The organism is Paraburkholderia phenazinium, from assembly GCF_900142845.1.
Lineage (GTDB): Bacteria > Pseudomonadota > Gammaproteobacteria > Burkholderiales > Burkholderiaceae > Paraburkholderia > Paraburkholderia phenazinium_A.
Window position 1 is genome coordinate 1,010,903 of the sequence record NZ_FSRU01000002.1, and the last position, 15,493, is coordinate 1,026,395.

The 15,493-nt window shown below is 63.2% G+C and carries 14 protein-coding genes; 5 read left to right on the forward strand and 9 right to left on the reverse strand.

The features are described from left to right. Positions 1-84 precede the first annotated feature (84 nt). Positions 85-471: a hypothetical protein gene (locus BUS12_RS21660; RefSeq protein WP_143788424.1), complete on the forward strand. Its 387-nt coding sequence runs from the start codon at positions 85-87 to the stop codon at positions 469-471. A gap of 95 nt (positions 472-566) precedes the next feature. On the opposite strand, the gene BUS12_RS21665 is transcribed toward BUS12_RS21660, so the two are convergent. The 6 genes from BUS12_RS21665 to BUS12_RS21690 all read right to left on the reverse strand — a co-directional run bounded on the left by BUS12_RS21665 (position 567) and on the right by BUS12_RS21690 (position 8,697). Then, on the reverse strand, positions 567-1,646 hold the full coding sequence (locus BUS12_RS21665) for a sugar transferase (RefSeq protein ID WP_074299176.1): 1,080 nt from the start codon (positions 1,644-1,646) through the stop codon (positions 567-569). 361 nt (positions 1,647-2,007) lie between these two features. Then, positions 2,008-3,534 carry a mannose-1-phosphate guanylyltransferase/mannose-6-phosphate isomerase gene (locus tag BUS12_RS21670; protein WP_074301627.1) on the reverse strand — a complete coding sequence of 509 codons (1,527 nt, stop codon included), beginning with the start codon at positions 3,532-3,534 and terminating at the stop codon, positions 2,008-2,010. A gap of 385 nt (positions 3,535-3,919) precedes the next feature. Next, positions 3,920-4,645, reverse strand: a complete 726-nt coding sequence (locus BUS12_RS21675) for a hypothetical protein (RefSeq protein WP_074299179.1) — start codon at positions 4,643-4,645, stop codon at positions 3,920-3,922. A 20-nt stretch (positions 4,646-4,665) separates the two neighbouring features. Further along, complete coding sequence (locus BUS12_RS21680) at positions 4,666-7,062, reverse strand: YjbH domain-containing protein (RefSeq protein ID WP_074299181.1); 2,397 nt, start codon at positions 7,060-7,062, stop codon at positions 4,666-4,668. Between the two features lie 292 nt (positions 7,063-7,354). Then, entirely contained in the window at positions 7,355-8,125 is a 771-nt protein-coding gene (locus tag BUS12_RS21685; protein ID WP_171991695.1) for an EAL domain-containing protein, read from the reverse strand. A 293-nt stretch (positions 8,126-8,418) separates the two neighbouring features. Continuing rightward, on the reverse strand, positions 8,419-8,697 hold the full coding sequence (locus BUS12_RS21690; protein ID WP_074299186.1) for a transposase: 279 nt from the start codon (positions 8,695-8,697) through the stop codon (positions 8,419-8,421). A 213-nt stretch (positions 8,698-8,910) separates the two neighbouring features. Between BUS12_RS21690 and BUS12_RS21695 the strand changes: the two genes are divergently transcribed. Beyond that, the gene (locus BUS12_RS21695) at positions 8,911-9,228 is read left to right on the forward strand and encodes a hypothetical protein (protein WP_074299188.1); all 318 of its coding nucleotides are present in this window, start codon (positions 8,911-8,913) and stop codon (positions 9,226-9,228) included. Between the two features lie 98 nt (positions 9,229-9,326). Here the strand turns inward: BUS12_RS21695 and BUS12_RS21700 are convergent, their stop codons facing one another. From BUS12_RS21700 to BUS12_RS21710, 3 genes are all read right to left on the reverse strand, one after another. Further along, entirely contained in the window at positions 9,327-10,361 is a 1,035-nt protein-coding gene (locus BUS12_RS21700) for an ABC transporter substrate-binding protein (protein ID WP_074299189.1), read from the reverse strand. An 86-nt stretch (positions 10,362-10,447) separates the two neighbouring features. Beyond that, positions 10,448-11,272, reverse strand: coding sequence for an ABC transporter ATP-binding protein (locus BUS12_RS21705; RefSeq protein WP_074299191.1), 825 nt, complete (start codon positions 11,270-11,272; stop codon positions 10,448-10,450). After that, entirely contained in the window at positions 11,266-12,264 is a 999-nt protein-coding gene (locus tag BUS12_RS21710) for an ABC transporter permease (protein WP_253190262.1), read from the reverse strand. The genes BUS12_RS21705 and BUS12_RS21710 overlap by 7 nt, the downstream gene beginning before the upstream one ends. Before the next feature lie 319 nt (positions 12,265-12,583). Here BUS12_RS21710 and BUS12_RS21715 point away from each other — a divergent pair, with 319 nt between their 5' ends. Genes BUS12_RS21715 through BUS12_RS21725 form a run of 3 tightly spaced genes read left to right on the forward strand, consistent with a single transcriptional unit; the run spans position 12,584 to position 15,347 of the window. After that, the gene (locus tag BUS12_RS21715; protein ID WP_074299193.1) at positions 12,584-13,354 is read left to right on the forward strand and encodes a GntR family transcriptional regulator; all 771 of its coding nucleotides are present in this window, start codon (positions 12,584-12,586) and stop codon (positions 13,352-13,354) included. Next, positions 13,351-15,090, forward strand: coding sequence for a fumarate reductase/succinate dehydrogenase flavoprotein subunit (locus BUS12_RS21720; RefSeq protein ID WP_074299195.1), 1,740 nt, complete (start codon positions 13,351-13,353; stop codon positions 15,088-15,090). Before BUS12_RS21715 ends, BUS12_RS21720 begins: the two co-directional genes overlap by 4 nt. Before the next feature lie 11 nt (positions 15,091-15,101). Further along, positions 15,102-15,347: a 4Fe-4S dicluster domain-containing protein gene (locus BUS12_RS21725; RefSeq protein WP_074299197.1), complete on the forward strand. Its 246-nt coding sequence runs from the start codon at positions 15,102-15,104 to the stop codon at positions 15,345-15,347. Positions 15,348-15,493 lie beyond the last annotated feature (146 nt).

Consider the following 15,493-nt stretch of genomic DNA (forward strand, 5'->3'; position numbering starts at 1 on the left):
CCCCGCCTTTTTAAACGCTCTTCCGGTCACCACACTTCCGTTGGCTTGCCGGCCGCTCCGTACTCCAAACTTCTTCGCCTCGACATGAGAAGACTTGCTCGCCTCACCGCCGTCCTGGCTTCGTTCACGGCTTTCACTGCCACTGCACAATCCCCGCAATCCGGCGCCGCTCATCCGGACGCGGCCAGTCATACCGAGGCACGCTCCCAGATCGAAGCCATGACGCCACATCCCGCTTCAGGCGCGGATCACGCCGCTGCCGCTTCGGGCGTCGCCGCCAAACCACGCGATCCGTATGCGGTCAGTTCAGGTAAGCCACTCACCAACCGCCAGAAGCTCGCCCGCTTCCGCAACACACACACCGACAGCACCGCAGCAAAGAACAGCGACGATCCCTACCAATACAACGGGTGGGACAGCAAGGCGATCTACACCAGCCCTGCCTCGCCCGATTCGACCACCGCTCACTAACCGCTCACTAACCGGTCGATCGGCAGCGCCGCTTGCCGGTCGAACCGTTAGCGCCCGAATGGACGCGGGTATCGGCTCACACCGGCGTCAATGGTTCAGTAAGCCCCTTCACGCCGCATCACGACGCCAACCGTCTTCACCAGAATCGCCACATCCTGCGAGAGCGACCAGCGCTGCACATACGACACGTCGAGCGACACACGCTTTGCGTAGTCCACATCGTTGCGTCCGCTCACCTGCCATAAACCCGTGATGCCCGGCTTCGCCATCAGGTAATAGCGAACGTCGTGGCCGTAGCGCTCCAGTTCCTGCTCCACGACTGGACGCGGGCCGACGAGGCTCATTTCGCCGCGCAGGACGTTCCAGAGCTGCGGCAGTTCGTCGAGACTCGTGCGCCGCAAAAAGCGGCCGATCGCGGTCACGCGGATGTCGTTTCTCAGCTTGAAGTCTTGCGCCCACTCGGCGCGGGCCTCCGGGTCGTTGGCGAGCAATTCCTTCAGGACGACGTCCGCATTCACCACCATCGTTCTGAATTTCAAACAGCGGAATTTGCGCCCGTGCCGACCGATGCGCTCATGCCCGAAGGTGATCGGACCGCCGTCGCGCCGCACCTGCAAGGCAACGACCGCAAACAGCGGCGACAACGCCAGCAGCAGCGACACGGCGCAGAGCACGTCGAAACCGCGCTTCACCGCGCGTCGAACCGAACCCGCGGCGGTCGAATCGTCGGCGAGCGATGCGGTGTGCGCGCCGATGCCCTGCAACGCGGCACGGTGCGCGCGCTTGCCGATACGCCAGAACAAGGTAAGTACCGCGAGGGCGAGCGTGCGGGCGATCAGCAGGCCGAGTCCGCTGGTAATGGTCCAGTAAAGGAACCACAGGCGCGAGACGAGATGCGCACGATGCAGGACATACAGCAGCACGAAACCGCAGGCCTGAACCAGCAGCCACGCGAGAATCGTCCGGCTCATCATGTTCAGAAGCGACTGCGTGCGCGGCGGCCGATAGGTACCGCAGGCGGGAAATACCGATAAGGCCAGCGCGACGGCGAACGCCACGAGCGAGCCGTCGAAGCCCAGCAGCCTCCCAGTGTTTGCATCGTTGAGATGAAGCGCCCCCAAGGCGCCCAACACAATAAGCACGCCGTCCAGTACGCGTGTGATGATCCCCGACATTTTTTCTACCCCCGGTCCGCAACTCAATCCGATTGACTACTCAATGAGTAGTCCTTATCTGGTCATGCATTGTTTTGATCAGTCGTTTTATTCTTCAGCTATGCGGCCGCTGCTTTAACGATCAAGCGTCGCCAGCGCGGCGTTTTCATTGTCTTCAAAGCCCATCTGAGCGTGCCGTTCCGCACGGTTGCGCGTTACGTAACACGCATGACGCGTCACGTTCCACCGCATCGTCCACTACGCCTGGAAGAACCACTGGGAACACCCTCTGGCGTGGGCTTCAGCGCTATCTTGCGTGTTGCTGCAACGGTGTGCCGCCAGGTCCACCGCACTATTAAGCAAAGAACAAGCCAGCGGGATGCTATGAACGGCCGTAGTGATCTTCGAAACGTTGGATGTCGTCTTCGCCCAGATAGGAACCCGACTGAATTTCGATCAGCTCGAGCGACAGCTTCCCCGGGTTGACCAGTCGATGCCTGACGCCAAGCGGGATGTAGGTGGATTCGTTCTCGCTCAACAGGAACGTCTCTTCACCGCGCGTGACGAGCGCTGTCCCGCGCACGACGATCCAGTGTTCCGCGCGGTGATGATGCATTTGCAGGGACAGCGAGGCGCCTGGACGAACGACGATCCGTTTGACCTGATAGCGCTCGCCGTTATCCACCGACTCATACGTGCCCCACGGCCGATGGACCTTGCGATGCGTGTCGGCCTCCGGACATTGCTTCGCCTTCAGTTGCGCAACGAGACCCTTGACGTGCTGCACGGCGTCTCTCGCCACCACCAGCACAGCGTCCGCGGTTTCGACCACCACCAGATCGCGCGTCCCCACACAGGCCACGAGCCGCCCTTCGGCATGAACGAACGTCGATGCCGCGCGCTCCATCACCACCTGACCACGGGTCCCGTTGCCGGCTGCGTCTTTGGGCAGCGCATTCGCCACCGCATCCCACGAGCCGACATCGGACCAGCCGGCATCGAGCGGAATCACAACGGTGGGCACATCGTTCTTCAGATTGCCGATCTTTTCCATGACGGCGTAGTCAATCGAATCGGCCGGCGAGGCGGCGAAGGCAAGCGGGTCGAGCCGGCAAAACTCGCCATCCATGGTCAGGCCTTCGACTGCCTGCGTGCACGCAGCGAAGATGGCAGGCTGGAGTTCACCGATCGCAGCGAGCCAGGTGGTTGCCCGGACAACATAGATGCCGCTGTTCCACCAATGCGTGCCGCTCGCCACATAGCGTTGCGCCAGTTCGATGCCCGGCTTTTCGACAAAGCCGCCGAGCCTGAAACCACCGAACGCGCTCATGGGCTCGCCGATCTTCAGGTAGCCGTAAGCGGTCTCGGCATGCGTCGGCACTACGCCCAGCGTCGCGATGCTGCCTTGCGCCGCATAGTGGGTCGCCGCGCTTAGCGCACGACGAAACGCGGCTGCGTCGCCCACGGCGTGATCGGCCGGCATCACCACCATGATCGAATCGCGCCCCTCGTGCCTGAGCATGAGCGCTGCTGCCGTCAGCGCCGCAGCGGTATCGCGGCGCGCCGGTTCAAGGACGATTTGCGCCGCCACGCCCACATCGCGCAACTGATGGGCGGTGATGAAACGCTGCGCTTCTCCGCATACCACCAGCATGCGCTTCGCAGCCGGAAAACCGGTGTCGAGCCCCTCGATGTGGGAGACCGTTTGTTGCAGAAGGGACTCGGTCTTTAGCAGTCCGATTAACTGCTTCGGGTACTGTTCACGGGACAACGGCCACAGGCGGGTACCCGATCCGCCGGCAAGGATCACGGCACAGACGTCGGTGTCGAGTTCAGTGGATGCGGGCTGTCCATCGTCTACCGCCGGAGCGTATGCCGTCGCTTCGGCGCTACTCCATGGCGCATCCATGACGTCGCCGTCAATCACGCTTTGGTCTTTGAGATCCATGATCACGCTTCCCCGTGTTTATAGTGCTTCCCGTCTGCGCAACGTCATTGCACATCCCGTGCCAATCGGGCCCTCGACGCGGAGCTTTTTCGCGGCGCAACAAAAAAGCCTTTCCAAACAAGTATTTCCGCTTTTCCAGGGACCTCTCGGCACGCGCAAATGACTGCGGGTCAAGCCTCGGGAAGCCAGGATGTTACGTAGCGTGGCCTATGGTGTTACGCACAATAGGAACACCGAAAACACGCTCGCCGCAGGCGCCGCACATCGCGTACAGGCGAGTGAACGCCTGGCCGCGGCACGACGCCCGCCATTCCCCTAAAGACCGGCCCGCGTTGCCCGAATGAGGCTAGGTGCCGCTCGTCCCGCCGGTACCGCCAGTCGCGGCCCCTGTTCCGCTGGATCCGCTGCTCGATGGATTGCCCACTGCAGCCCCCGCGGCAATGGCAGCGTTAACCAGCGCCGTCGACGGCTGACCATTGCTGCCGATCGCCCCTGCTGCCAGCAGCGCGTCCAGATCCGCATCCGCGCCAGGCTGTCCTGGCGTAAACGAAGTCGTCAGAAACGCGTTCGTCGAAAGCGTCACGCCGTACATGCTCTGCAGCAGCTTCGCGACACCGTTCTCGGCGTTGGCGATCAGCGTGCTGTTGGTCACCGCGTTCTGGTACGTCGCGTTCGTGGCAATGCCGGCGATCAGGCCGTCCACCGTGGTGCCCAGTTCGCCGGCCAGATAGCTCAACAGCAACTGCGTCAGCGGCGTCACATTGAACGTTCCCGAACCGGAGGCAAACGAATTGATGGTGATCGAGCCGTTCGTGGCAGTGATCGAACACGGGCCGTCAAACTTGAACGAGGCCGTATACGCGCCGTTGGCATTGGCCGTGGTGCTGCCCGAGCCGTTCTTGCAAGTCAGCTGGATGGACGCATTGGCCAGTGCGGCGCCGACCGCCGCGGTGCCGCTAACGGTACCCGTCGCCAACCCGCCACCGCCGCCACACGCCATCAGCGCACTGGTTGCGAGCGCAACGGATCCCAGCTGCAAGCTGCGCAGCGAGGCTGTATTAAGAAGCTTCATCGATTTTCTCCTGGAGGACGTCACTGACAATTGACAGGCGGATGTGCCTGTCCCTCGCTTACACCTTGTGAACGGGTATCGCAGGCAGCCGGCTCGCGCGCCGCGGATATCGTCGGATCGAGCGTCTGCGCATGGGGTTGTGGCTGTGGCAGCGGCGCTTCATCGTCAGGCCGCGCGTAACGCACATAGGCGTCGCGCATCCTGTAGAGCTGCGTGGCGAAGTACTCCGCGCTAAAGCGGCCCTCGTTCAGGACATTTTCTTGCGTGCTATACGGGAAATCGACGTTCTCCGCCGCGACGGTATTCAGATAGTTCCGCGAATTGACACGCGTGCGGAAGTCGAGCGCAAACTGCCCCGTTCCATCCAGCTGGGTGATGCCCGGCTTCATGCCCTGGCGCGGCGTAAGCGGGAAGCTGATGGCCGCGCCGACGAAGCTGCCTTCGCCGCTATGCTCGGCCGACACGCTCACCGACACGTCGTCGAACCAGCGCGTCAGCGTGATCAACGGTCCCTTGTCGCCGTCGACATACCGCGCGACGCCCGCCTCGACCCACATATTCCAGGCAGGCTGAACCCACCGGTACGTCAGCACCGCATTCTTCTCGTTCGGCAACGCCTCGTGGCCCGGCTCCTGATGCAGATAGGCGAGCTGCAAGCGCACCAGGTCAGGCCGTCCGGGGACGAAGACGGTGGTCTCGTTCTCGATGCCGAGGTAGTCGTAATCGAATTTCCCCACCGCCGCGACGTTGAACACTTGCGGCATGATCCAGAAGCTCTGGGCCAGCGCTGCGCTCGACAAGCCGCCGCGCAGGCGGTATTCGCTAAAGACGCGGCCGTCGTCCATGTTCTTCGTGTTGTAGACCGGTGCGATATAACTGCCGTACAGTTCCGCGCCGCGCCAAAGCGGTACGAAGCCTTCGATGGCTGCGCCGAGCGAAAAGTCGAAATTGCCGTACTCGGTGCCGTACAGGTAGCTTGTCACCGGCTTGATCTGGATGCGCGAGAGGCCATGGCTTCGCTCATCGCCGTACCAGGCGATCGAATCGGCGTCGTAGGTGGGACGTAAGTGCATCGTCAACGATCCGCCGGCAAGGCCGGAGGCACCACCCGCCATGAATTGCGCGTACGCTTCGCGATCGACGCTGACTTCCGCAATCGGCAGGTCCGCCTTCTTGATCACCGCGCGAATCCGCTCGATGCCGTGCGGCGCGTTGACGCTTGCGACGCCCAGCACAATGCCGAGCGCGTCCGCTTCGTTCTGGTTATAGCGGTGGTTTTCGTATTCGACGATCAGATCGCGCCCGCTGACGCCGACCCGAACACGCTCGAGTCCAGCACCCACCAGTTGGTGCGCAATGCTCTCCAGCGCGGACGTATCCAGCGCTTGCGGTACGGCCGGCGCAGCCGCGCCCGGCACCGCGGGCGGCGCCTCGCTGACCACCACCGAGGCGTAAGACTGCAGCGCGGGCACATAGGTAATCGCTGCGCCTGCGAGGCCCTTGCCGTCGGCAACGTCGACGGCGTCCGTGCTCGTCATGTAGACCGGCGGCAGGTTGCGCAGCGCGATGGCGTGCACGTCGCTCCCATCGCTTGCAGTCGCCGCCGCACCGCTTGAATTGTCCTTGCACAGCGGGTCCGCACAACGCTGCGGACTGAACCGCTTGCCCAACGGAATCTGCACGCCAATCGAAACGGACGCACGCGGCGACACGCCGTCCGTCTTCCGCACCGATCCCATCAAGGTACCCACGAAGCTCGCGTCGGCGAGCCAACTGATTGCCGGGGACTGGTAGCGAACGCCCGCATAAGGCGTCTTCGCATCGTCTTCGGCCAGCAGCGACAGCCCCGTATTCCAGAGGGCCAACTGCGCGCCGCCAAACACCCCGTCCAGGCGATCGCCTTGCCCGTACCCCACCGTCAGTGTGGCCGGCCCGAATGCCTGCGATACCACGCCGTACTTCGAACGAAAGAAATGCGACTGCCCGCCCACGTCCGTCACGCCGAAGGCAATATCCGGCTGGTACTGGAAAAACTGCGGCACCTCGACTTTGACGTCGGCCATCAGGTGACGAAAGATGAAGTGATCGGCGCCGGTAAACGGCGCCGGCACATTGCCCGGGTAATTCGCGAGGCCGCCCGACACCTCCACATAGGGAAACAGGCCAAACGCCCCCCAGTAGATCTGCGAGCCCGTTGCCTCTTTCCCATAGCGGGGATCGAGGTAGTCGTTGTACTGCACTTCCCCGACACCGGACGGCAACGTGAAGCCGTACGGAATGACCAGACCGCCAGCCTGACCGAGTGCGTTGAGGGCCGGGTCCACTGCGTGTGCCGAGGCGGAGAAGACTAAGGCCACGCCTAGCGCAATCGCCCCGGGTGATAACTGTGGTTGTTGTGCAGGCAGTTTTCTGAGCATTTTTCTAATGTCGAGTGCGTCGTGGCACGTTGCCGTAGGACAATCGTTCGTAGTCCTTCTTTTTATAACCCATGGTGCAGCGCGCCATTTTCAAAGCAGCAAGTGTGCCAGGCACCTCGCTTCTGCACAAAGCGAGTTCCGCGCTTCAAAAGGCCTTTTAAAACGACGCACGCCACCCACACACGTCTACCGTGTGGCCGAACCACGCCTGATCACGCGAAAATTGCACTGCCCCGTTACGTAACGCCGTCCGTAACAGATAGAGACGGGAACGACTCTCGACGCGGTGGCGTCACCCCAGTAAGCCACCTAACGTCCGCACCGCCCGCGAATAGAAACTCCCCTGCGCCAGCACCCCGTGCCACTGCCGCAGCCACTGCGCCTGCTCCCCGGTCTCGACTCCGCTCACCACCACCCTCACATCCAATGCCTCAAACAACGCCAGCAAGCCTTCGACAACCTTGCACGAACGCGGATCGCCGGGTACGGCCGCCAACAGTTCGCGCGCCAGCTTGACCGTGTCGATATGAAGCGTCCCCAGGCCGGCGAGCGAGGCCTGTCCCGCGCCGAACTCGCCATACGACATCCCCACGCCCAGATCCCTGAGACCCTCGGTGAGCGAGCGAACCGACAGCACGCGCGCCGCATCCTCGCTTTCAGGTAGCTCCAGCTCGAGCAGATTCGGTGCAACGCCATAAGACTGCGCGATCTCCCGGACGTCCCGCGCGAAACCCTCGGACATCGCCACAGAGGGACACACGCCGATCGACACAGGGCACGGCTCCAGTCCTTGCCCAAGGCACACACTCAACTCGTGACACGCGCGCTCAACCACGAAGACACTCATGTGATACGCCACCTCGGACTGCTCGAGTTGCGGCATAAAAACGCCGGGCAGCAACAGCCCATACTGCGGATGCATCCAGCGCACCTGCGCTTCGGCCCGCGACAAGCGTCCCGTGCCGACCTGATAGACACCCTGGAACATCACATGAAACTCGCCTGCGTGCAGCCCTTGAGAGATGCGATCGCCCAGACCGTCGCCTATGTGTCCATCGGTCATCTGACTCTTCTGCTCACCTAAGACTGCGATTGCAAAGACGCCATTGCGCTGACGCTCCGGCTGGTTCCAGATCTGATTAGCCTGCATGGGTCTGCCTTCTCACAATGCCAAACAGACGTCTGAAAGCGAATTGCGTGCCAGTGTGTCGGGCGGCCGGATCACAGGGTTCGTCGATCGCCCAAAGCCTTTTCCGAACAGGGGCTTAGCGTTCTCGCAGGGGCATGACCGGGGACGGGTCGAGCGCGTCGAAGGACGCGCCAGAGGGCGCTGTTACGTCGCGCACGTTACGTGCGTTACGCTCGCCCGTCGCCGCACTGGCGGGTGCCGAGAAGCTCGATCGCCCGCTCTAGTGCGCCCGAACGGCGCCACGCGATGTAGCGGGCGTAGCAGGTCTGCTGCGGCGGGAAACTGGCGGGAAGACGGTGCCATTTTTCGCCGCTCTGCTGGATCCAGAGAATGGCATCGAGAATCTCGCGCGGCGCGCGGCGAGGTCTCCCACGCGGTGACTGAGGCTCGCGAAACAGATGCTCGACGTGCATCCATGCGTCATCGGACAAGGGAATTTTGATCACGGGATTCGGCGAATGAAATAGATGGTGCAGACTCAATGCGCCCCTATAAATATCGCACCCGGATTTCTAAAGCCAGCGAAATAGAAAGTTGAAAAGACCCGCGGGACGCGAGCTGTCCCGATCGCGGCGCGGACGGCCGGCGCAAACCCGATAGTCACGGATTCCGCTCGCAATGGGAATACACTTGGGATACGACAAGCAAGGAGCAGCATCATGGTCGACGCTACCCCCCAGAACACGTTTCGTGGACTCCCCTTGACGCCTGAGCAGGACGCCGAAGTCAGGCACTATATCAAGCAGAAAAAACAGCATGGCGCGCCGTGGGACACACCGGAGTTATCAGCCATGCTAAGAGACATGCTGGAGCCGCCGGGTAACGACGAAGAGGAATCGGGTTCCGTCGCCGACGAAACGGAAGCGGCCACCGAACGCGCGGCCGCTTCGATCGACGAAGCCATGGAACCCATTGAGGCGAGCGAAGAACGAACCGCCGCAATGGAAGCCGAAGCGATGAAAGGCCCCAGACGCTAACTGTTACGCAGTACCCACGCCGGGCGGTGCGGGCCCATGACTGCACGGGCGGTGACGGCCGAACCGGTCGCCGCCCGCCTGCCGCAGCCCAAACCCGCCTAAACCAGCACGTCCGCAAACACCCGGTTCGCGAAGTGGGTCGAATCCGTGCTGTTGTTCAACACGCCCACGGTTTTCAGATCATCCGCATAGAGCGCGATTTCCTTCTTGAACGCATCGCCCACCGGATGATGGTGATCCGTGTGGCTCTTCAGCATCGCCGTCAGTTGCGCGACATCCGCCTGCGGCGCGTGCTCGGCAAAAATCGCCGCCGCATCGGCCGGATGATTGGCGGTCCACTCGGTGGCGTCGAGCAAGGCCTGGGTCAGGGCCTGCGCCGTCGCGCGATCCTTGCGCACCAGCGTCCCTCGTACGCCGAGCACGCAGCACACGCGGTTCTGGTATTCGCCGCACAGGTTGTTCGATACCTCTACCAGGTGATCCGATTCGCGGATGCTCCAGATGATCGGGTCGCCATCCGCAATCGCCTGCACCTCGCCCTTCTTCAGCGCTTCGCCGAGCAGGTTCGCCGGATACTGACGCCATTGCACCTGGCTGTCCGGATCGATACCCAGCTTCTTGAGCGTGATCGCAAAGAAGTTCTTGGTGGGGCTGGCCATATCGCTGACGCCGATCGTGTGTCCCTTGAGACCCGGCAAGTCGACGATCCCCGACGTGCGCGTGGCGAGCAGGCGCATGCAGCCGCCGTGGATGCCCGCGGTCAGCTTCACGTCGAAGCCCTGCTCCAGCGGCTTGATCCAGCGCAGCGCCATGCCGACGCCCGCGTCCGACTTGCCGGTCGCGATGGCTTCGAGCAACTGGTCGGTCGAGCCGGCGAAGTTGATCAACTCCACCTCCAGGCCGCGCTGCTTGAAAAAGCCCTGCTTGACCGCCACCGGTACCGGCGCGGTACAGATCGCGCCCGCATTCCACGAAAGCTTGAGCGGCGTGAGCGGGCCGTCCGCGAAGGCGAGCGAGCTGGACAGGCCAAGCGATGCGCCGCCCAGCGCCGCCGCGCCCGCGCTCCAGGCGGTCTTGCGCAACCAGGCGCGGCGCGACAGGCTGGCGGGAGAAGTGTCGTCGAAGGATGTCATGGTGTGCGGTTTCCTCAAGTCGTTATTGGTTTTGTACTGCGTGGTCAGGCAGCCCGGATGGCGGCAGTCGAATCAAGCGTTAGGCGTCAAGCCTCGAGCCCGAGTTGCGCGAGCACCTCGCGGCGCAACGCGACCAGCTTCGGATCGTCCCGATGCCGTGGATACGGCGCGTCGTTATGCACCTCGGCGACGATCCGCGCAGGACGCTCGCTGAACACAATCACGCGATTCGCGAGAAACAGGGCCTCCTCCACGTCGTGCGTGACGAGCAGGACCGAAAACCGCGCGTCTTGCCACAGGCGCACGAGTTCGCCCTGCATGCGGATGCGCGTGAGCGAATCCAGCTTGCCGAACGGTTCGTCCAGCACCAGCAAGGCGGGATCGTTGACGAGCGCGCGCGCCAGCGCAACGCGCTGCGCCATGCCGCCGGACAACTGATGCGGGAAGGCGTCGGCAAACTCGCTCAGGCCCACCAGTTGCAGGGCGGCGTCGATACGTCGAGTGGTGCTGTCGGGTTCCGCCCTCGTCCACCAGTGACGCTTATGACGCTGCGCCTGCGGGCCGAGCCCAACGTTGGCGCGCACCGTGCGCCATGGAAACAGCGTCGGGTCCTGGAACACCACCACGCGCGACGGGTCAGGCCCAGCGATCGCGGCGCCGTCTGCTTGCACGCTGCCCTGTACGGGCGCATCGAGGCCCGCGACGAGTCGCAGCAAGGTCGACTTGCCGCAGCCGCTCGGTCCCAGCAGGGCGACGAACTCGCCCGGCTCGACCGTGAAATCGACGTCCTGCAGCACCGGCAACGCCGCGCCCTGAAAGCTGAATTGATGACTGACGTTACGCACGTCGATGCGCGCGCCGCCTCGTGGCGTAGACGCCGAGGCGGCGCTCACTGCAGGTACGACTACCATTTGAGCAATCCTTTCTGCCACGCGAGCAAGCGGTCACGGAAGCGGAACAGCAGCGTAATCAGGCCCGAGCACATCAATGCCATGACCAGCAGCGCCGCATACATGTTCGAATACGCGGCCCAACCCTGGGCCCATTGCAGATACCAGCCGAGCCCCGCCTTCACGCCCATCATCTCCGCCACGATCAGGACCGAGAACGACACGCCGAGTCCCATGAACAGGCCCACAAACACCGACGGCAGCGCAGCCGGTATCGCGACTCGCAGGATCAGGAAGCTCGGCCGTGCGCCGAGCGTGCGGGCGATGTCGTAGTAGGCGGCATTCACGCCGGCAACGCCGGACCACGTCAGCACCGCCACCGGGAATGCCGTCGCCAGCGCGATCAGGAACACGCTCGCGCTGAAGCTGGAGGGAAAGAAAAAGAATGCGAGCGGCAACCATGCGGTAGGCGGCAGCGGCCCAAGCAGCCGCAGCACCGGATGCAGCCAGTAACTGACCGCGCGCGACCAGCCGATGCTCACGCCGATCACGAAGCCCGTCACGGCGCCCAGAATGTAGCCATACGCCAGCAGGCCCAGCGAATGCACGACGCTCGAGCCGAGACGCGGAAAGTCCTCGACGTATACGGCGATCAGCGCCTGGGGTGGCGCGAAGAACGGCCGCGGCAACCATTCGAGCTTGGCAGTCAGCGCCTCCCACACCGTCACGCCGAGCGCCAGCGCGAGCAGCCACGGCATCGCGCCGAGCCAGCGGTCGATGCGCGACGGCGTGGCCGTGTCGCTCGTGCGCTGCTTGCGCCAGCCGGCAATGCCGAGCAACGCGGCAAGCGCCGCCAGCGCGAGCTTGAGTGCGACGAGCTCGTTCGTATACGGCCAGTCGTCGAGATTGGGCCACCACTGCGTGAGCGCCGCGCCGCCCAGCCATGCCGACGCGGCAAGGCCGGCGATCACAACCCGTCGCGACACGGGACGCCGCGGCGTGGATCGGCCCACTCGCGCACTGCTCGAGGGGATCGTTTCAGATTGGGTAGACACGGTGGTAGCTCGCTCCGTCAGGCCGGCACACGTCCTCGCGGACAGATTCAACGCAGAGCGTAACGGTCCGAAACAAGCTTGAGAATTATTCGATTTGTATATGGTTATTCGAATCCGACATTTATGGTTTGCATGTTCGCTCGGGCGTCCATTCAAGCGCTATCGCAGACATTCCGCGCTTATCAGCAAAACCATCAATAGATATCGCAAATGCTTCGTTTGACGCCACCGGGCCGCTGACTACACTGCGTTTCCATCTTGTCATAACAAGTTGCTCATGCCCCAAACCAATCTCGTGCCGCTCTCAACGCAGCCGCTGTACGCGCAGATCAAGGACACGCTGCGCGGCCGGATTCTCGACGGCACCTACGCGCCGCACAGCCAGATGCCCTCGGAACACGAACTGTGCGCCCTGTTCGGCGTGAGCCGCATCACCGTGCGTCAGGCGCTCGGCGATCTCCAGAAAGAGGGGCTGCTGTTCAAGCTGCACGGCAAGGGCACCTTCGTCTCCAAACCGAAGGCCTTTCAGAACGTCACCTCGCTGCAGGGTTTCGGCGAAGCCATGTCGTCGATGGGCTACGAAATCGTCAACCAGTTGCGCAGTTTCCGGATCGTCGAGGCGAGCCGCCATGTCGCCGCCAAACTCAACTTGCCTGAAGGCGCGCCGGTGGCCGAAATCCATCGGGTGCGGCTGCTCAATCGCGAGGCCGTTTCGCTCGAAATCACCTGGCTGCCCGAAGTGTTCGGCAAACGCCTCGGCAATGCGGACCTCGCCACGCGCGACATCTTTCTGATCCTGGAGAACGACTGCGGCGTGTCGCTCGGCCATGCCGACGTCGCCATCGACGCCATTCTCGCCGACGACGAGATCGCAGCGGCCCTGCCGGTGCAGGAAGGCAGCCCGGTGCTGCGCATCGAGCGTCTCACGCACGATACGGCGGGCGCCCCCATCGATTACGAATATCTCTACTTCCGCGGCGACGCGTTCCAATACCGGCTGCGCACCGATCGTCGCAAGCCGCGCCGCAACGCGAGGAAAGCATCATGAATACGCATGTTCTGGAATACGACATTGTGGTGGTGGGCGGCGGCACGGCCGGACCGATGGCGGCCATCAAGGCGAAGGAACGCAATCCCGAGCTGAAGGTACTGGTGCTGGAAAAGGCCAACGTCAAGCGCAGCGGCGCGATTTCGATGGGCATGGATGGACTGAACAACGCGGTGATTCCGGGCCATGCGACGCCCGAACAGTACACGCGCGAAATCACCATCGCCAACGACGGCATCGTCGATCAGGAAGCCGTCTACGCCTACGCGAAGCACAGCTTCACGACGATCGAGCAGCTCGACCGCTGGGGCGTGAAGTTCGAGAAGGACGGCACCGGCGACTATGCGGTCAAGAAAGTGCATCACATGGGCTCTTACGTGCTGCCGATGCCCGAGGGTCACGACATCAAGAAGGTGCTGTACCGCCAGTTGAAGCGCGCGCGCATTGCGCTGACCAACCGCATTGTCGCCACGCGCCTGTTGACGGATGCGCAAGGGCGCGTCTGCGGCGTGCTCGGTTTCGACTGCCGCACGGCGGATTTCTACGTGGTGCGCGCCAAAGCGGTGATTCTCTGCTGTGGCGCGGCGGGACGCCTCGGCCTGCCCTCGTCGGGCTATCTGATGGGCACCTACGAAAACCCCACCAATGCCGGCGACGGCTACGCCATGGCCTATCACGCGGGCGCCGCGCTCGCGAACCTCGAGTGCTTCCAGATCAACCCGCTGATCAAGGACTACAACGGACCCGCCTGCGCCTACGTCACCGGACCGCTGGGCGGTTTTACGGCCAACGGCAAAGGCGAACGCTTCATCGAATGCGATTACTGGAGCGGTCAGATGATGTGGGAGTTCTATCAGGAACTGCAAAGCGGCAATGGCCCGGTGTTCCTGAAGCTCGACCATCTCGCCGAGGAAACGATCCAGACCATCGAGCAGATCCTGCACACCAACGAACGGCCGAGCCGCGGCCGCTTTCATGCGGGGCGCGGCACCGATTACCGTCAGCAGATGGTAGAAATGCATATCTCGGAGATCGGCTTTTGCAGCGGGCACAGCGCCTCCGGCGTCTATGTCAACGCGCGCGCCGAAACCACGGTGCCGGGACTGTACGCAGCGGGCGACATGGCGGCGGTACCGCATAACTACATGCTGGGCGCCTTCACCTATGGCTGGTTCGCCGGCCAGAATGCCGCGGACTATGTGGCCGGTCGCGAGCATGCGCCGGTGGACGAACAGCAGGTGGCCGCCGAACGTGCGCGCGTCTATGCGCCGCTCGAACGCGAGCATGGACACGCGCCTTCGCAGGTCGAATACAAGCTGCGGCGCATGGTGAACGACTATCTGCAGCCGCCCAAGGTGACGCGCAAGATGGAGATCGGCCTGCAACGCTTTGCAGAGATCGCCGAGGACATCGACTCGATCCGCGCGCTCAATCCGCATGAGCTGATGCGCGCGGCCGAAGTGCGCGCGATCCGCGATTGCGCGGAAATGGCGGCACGCGCCTCGCTGTTTCGCACCGAAAGCCGCTGGGGGCTGTATCACCATCGCGTCGACTATCCGCAGCGCGACGACGCGCAGTGGTTCTGCCACACGCATCTGCGCAAGGACGAGCATGGCCGCATGACGAGCGAGAAGCGCGCCGTCGAGCCTTATGTCGTGCCGCTTGCCGATGATGAACGCAGCGCTTACCAGAAACTCCGCATCCGCGAGTCCGCCGCGCTCGCCGCCACGACCTGACAGAGACCGCCATGTCCTATACCCCGCACGACATTCTTCAGCGCAGCAGCGCCCCGGTGACGATCGACGAAGACCTTTGCATCGCCGACAAGGGCTGCACGGTTTGCGTCGACGTCTGCCCGCTCGACCTGCTCGCCATCGATCTGAGCAAGGGCAAAGCCTATATGCAGTTCGACGAATGCTGGTACTGCATGCCCTGCGAGCGCGATTGCCCAACCGGCGCAGTCAAGGTGGAGATTCCTTACCTGCTGCGCTAGGCCAGGCGCGTTGTCATGCGGCGGCTTGCGTGCTTGCGTGCTTGCCTCGGAATCCTAATCGAACCCCGGCATGGCGAGCGCACCGCCGACGGGCTTATATATAGCCCCGACGCCCAGATCAACTCCTCTGTCCGATTCCCTAACTC

Coding starts and splice junctions, on each gene's coding strand:
- BUS12_RS21680 (WP_074299181.1), bottom strand. CDS start 7,062: ATGCTCAGAAAACTGCCTGCACAACAACCACAGTTATCACCCGGGGCG.
- BUS12_RS21675 (WP_074299179.1), bottom strand. CDS start 4,645: ATGAAGCTTCTTAATACAGCCTCGCTGCGCAGCTTGCAGCTGGGATCC.
- BUS12_RS21685 (WP_171991695.1), bottom strand. CDS start 8,125: ATGACCGATGGACACATAGGCGACGGTCTGGGCGATCGCATCTCTCAA.
- BUS12_RS21660 (WP_143788424.1), top strand. CDS start 85: ATGAGAAGACTTGCTCGCCTCACCGCCGTCCTGGCTTCGTTCACGGCT.
- BUS12_RS21695 (WP_074299188.1), top strand. CDS start 8,911: ATGGTCGACGCTACCCCCCAGAACACGTTTCGTGGACTCCCCTTGACG.
- BUS12_RS21665 (WP_074299176.1), bottom strand. CDS start 1,646: ATGTCGGGGATCATCACACGCGTACTGGACGGCGTGCTTATTGTGTTG.
- BUS12_RS21670 (WP_074301627.1), bottom strand. CDS start 3,534: ATGGATGCGCCATGGAGTAGCGCCGAAGCGACGGCATACGCTCCGGCG.
- BUS12_RS21725 (WP_074299197.1), top strand. CDS start 15,102: ATGTCCTATACCCCGCACGACATTCTTCAGCGCAGCAGCGCCCCGGTG.
- BUS12_RS21705 (WP_074299191.1), bottom strand. CDS start 11,272: ATGGTAGTCGTACCTGCAGTGAGCGCCGCCTCGGCGTCTACGCCACGA.
- BUS12_RS21700 (WP_074299189.1), bottom strand. CDS start 10,361: ATGACATCCTTCGACGACACTTCTCCCGCCAGCCTGTCGCGCCGCGCC.
- BUS12_RS21715 (WP_074299193.1), top strand. CDS start 12,584: ATGCCCCAAACCAATCTCGTGCCGCTCTCAACGCAGCCGCTGTACGCG.
- BUS12_RS21720 (WP_074299195.1), top strand. CDS start 13,351: ATGAATACGCATGTTCTGGAATACGACATTGTGGTGGTGGGCGGCGGC.